The sequence below is a fragment of the Aquitalea sp. S1-19 genome (assembly GCF_024343515.1).
This window is the reverse complement of sequence record NZ_RJTZ01000212.1, coordinates 1-2,702: the sequence shown is the minus strand read 5'-3', so window position 1 is coordinate 2,702 and position 2,702 is coordinate 1. Positions and strand designations below refer to the sequence as shown.

Below are 2,702 nucleotides of genomic sequence, written 5' to 3'. Positions count from 1 at the left end.
GTTCCGCGTTTCGCTGGCACGCAGAAGCTTGTAGCTTCTGACGTCGGCCATGGCTACACCCGGCGTGAAGCCGAGAGCCGCGATCGTGGTGCCTGCCATGCTGCCGCCGCACAGTTTAAAAAACTGTCGTCTGCTGACTTGCATGGGTTGACTCCAGGGTAGAGAAATTGAAACTTGTTGATATTTTTATTGGATAATTGTGGTCTTTATAAACACTATGCGTGTGCGGTTATTATGACAGTCATTGGGCTTCCGCTCAAACCCCTTGAAGATGGGATTTTTCCGCTGGCTAAGACGTCGAGCACAGTCTGTTTGCAGGCTTTGCCCGGTCTGGATGTACGCGAAGACCAGCTAGCGTGCGAAGTGCCGGTGGCGCTGGTGTACAACGGCATCTCGCATGCGGTGATGATGGCGACTCCAGAGTATCTGGAAGATTTTGCGCTGGGCTTCAGTCTGGCCGAAGGCATCGCGACGAGCGTGGCCGAGCTTTACGATATCGAGGTGAAAGAGGGGTGCCGCGGCTTTGAAGTCCATATCGAGCTGGCCAGCGCCTGTTTTTCCGCGCTCAAAGCCCGGCGCCGCCAGATGGCGGGGCGTACCGGTTGCGGCTTGTGCGGGGTGGACGAGCTGGATGCCGTCTTTATCAAGCAAGCCGTATTGCCGTTCAGTCAGACGCTGACAGTGTCGGCGCTGGATGCTGCTGTCTGCGCTTTGCGCGCCGAGCAAAAACTGGGGCAGCTGACCGGCGCCACCCACGCCGCTGCCTGGCTGGATACGGATGGCGCTTTGCAGGCGGTGCGCGAGGATGTCGGCCGGCATGTGGCGCTGGATAAGCTGCTGGGTTGGCGGGCGCGTCGTGCAGTGACGGCGGGCGCGGCACTGGTTACCAGTCGTGCCAGTTATGAAATGGTCGAGAAGGCGGTCAGTAGCCGGGTGGAGATTTTGCTGGCCATGTCGGCGCCCACCGAACTGGCGGTCAGGATGGCGCAGGCCTATGGTTTGACCCTGATCGGCTTTGCCCGTCCCGGGCGGGCTAATATTTACAGCCACGGCTGCCGAATACAGTCTTAAGTTGTCCGTCGCAGTATTGCACTGCGCAATTTTTCTGTATTTACCATGCATTTGGTATTGCATTTGCGTGTGATCTATGGACAGAATCAAGGCTCGATATTCAACCCCAAGATCAATTCAGCATGGCTCTCATCGTACAAAAGTATGGCGGCACTTCGGTGGGCTCGACCGAGCGTATCAAGAATGTTGCCAGGCGTATCGCCAAGTGGAAGGCCCAGGGGCATAGTCTGGTTGTAGTTTTGTCTGCCATGAGTGGCGAAACCAACCGGCTGATAGCCTTGGCCAAGGAAATTCAGGAAACGCCCAACCCGCGTGAACTCGATGTGATCGTGTCTACCGGCGAACAGGTTACCATCGGCTTGCTGGCCATGGCCTTGCAGGAAATCGGGCTGGAAGCCAAGAGCTATTGCGGCTGGCAGGTGAAACTGACGACCGACAGCGCACATGGCAAAGCACGTATTTCGTCTATCGACGACGAAGCCATGCGCGCCGATCTGGATGCCGGTCGTGTAGTGATTGTGGCCGGTTTTCAGGGCGTGGACGAAAACGGCGCGATTACGACGCTGGGGCGCGGCGGCTCGGACACCTCGGCCGTGGCGTTGGCAGCGGCACTCAAGGCCGACGAGTGCCAGATCTATACCGACGTGGATGGCGTGTACACCACCGACCCGCGGGTAGAGCCGGAAGCGCGTCGTCTGAAAACCATTACCTTCGAAGAAATGATCGAGCTGGCCAGTCTGGGCTCCAAGGTATTGCAGATCCGTTCGGTGGAATTCGCCGGCAAGTACAAGGTAAGGCTGCGCGTGCTCTCCAGCTTCGAGGAAGAGGGCGAGGGTACGCTGATTACGTTTGAGGAAGATGAAAGCATGGAACAGGCCGTTGTAGCGGGTATCGCATTTGATCGCAATGAAGCGCGTATCAACGTCAAGGGTGTGCCGGATCGTCCCGGTATCGCCTACCAGATTCTGGGGCCGGTGGCCGACGCCAATATCGAAGTGGACATGATCATCCAGAATGTGGGCGACCATGGCGCGACTGACTTCTCGTTTACCGTGCCGCGTGGCGAGTACAACAAGGCGCTGTCCATCCTGCGCGATGTGCAGACCCATATTGGCGCAGCCAAGGTGGAGGGTGACGACAAGGTCGCCAAGATCTCCATCGTTGGTGTCGGCATGCGCTCGCATTGCGGCATTGCCTCCACTATGTTCCGCACACTGGCGGAAGAGGGTATCAATATCCAGCTGATCTCGACCTCCGAAATCAAGGTGTCGGTTCTGGTTGATGAAAAGTACCTAGAACTGGCTGTTCGTGTATTACATAAGGCTTTTGGCCTCAATCAGAAAATTTCTGCTTGATAACGCTTGACAGTAAAGCGGTCGTTCATTAATATGGCGACTCGCTTGACGGAGAAATGGCCGAGTGGTCGAAGGCACACCCCTGCTAAGGGTGCATACGGGCAAAACCTGTATCGAGGGTTCGAATCCCTCTTTCTCCGCCAGCTACTGCACCCGTAGCTCAGTTGGATAGAGTATTTGGCTACGAACCAAAGGGTCGGGCGTTCGAATCGCTCCGGGTGCACCAAAGTCCCTATAGTTTAGCGGTTAGAACACTGCCCTTTCACGGCGGCGGCC

General features: G+C 56.8%; 3 protein-coding genes and 2 tRNA genes. 4 read left to right on the top strand and 1 reads right to left on the bottom strand.

The features are described 5' to 3' along the window. Positions 1 to 144, bottom strand: a 144-nt coding sequence (locus tag EGI20_RS17315; RefSeq protein WP_498632959.1) for a twin-arginine translocation signal domain-containing protein, incomplete at its 3' end; no start/stop codon positions are given. Positions 145 to 312: 168 nt separating this feature from the next. On the opposite strand from EGI20_RS17315, the gene fdhD reads away from it, so the two are divergent. From fdhD to EGI20_RS17295, 4 genes are all read left to right on the top strand, one after another. Next, positions 313 to 1,071 carry a formate dehydrogenase accessory sulfurtransferase FdhD gene (gene fdhD, locus EGI20_RS17310; RefSeq protein WP_498632958.1) on the top strand — a complete coding sequence of 253 codons (759 nt, stop codon included), beginning with the start codon at positions 313 to 315 and terminating at the stop codon, positions 1,069 to 1,071. Between the two features lie 122 nt (positions 1,072 to 1,193). Further along, the gene (locus EGI20_RS17305; RefSeq protein WP_124734238.1) at positions 1,194 to 2,426 is read left to right on the top strand and encodes an aspartate kinase; all 1,233 of its coding nucleotides are present in this window, start codon (positions 1,194 to 1,196) and stop codon (positions 2,424 to 2,426) included. 50 nt (positions 2,427 to 2,476) lie between these two features. Next, positions 2,477 to 2,569: transfer RNA gene (locus EGI20_RS17300), tRNA-Ser, on the top strand. 6 nt (positions 2,570 to 2,575) lie between these two features. Next, positions 2,576 to 2,652, top strand: a tRNA-Arg gene (locus EGI20_RS17295). Positions 2,653 to 2,702: the final 50 nt, after the last annotated feature.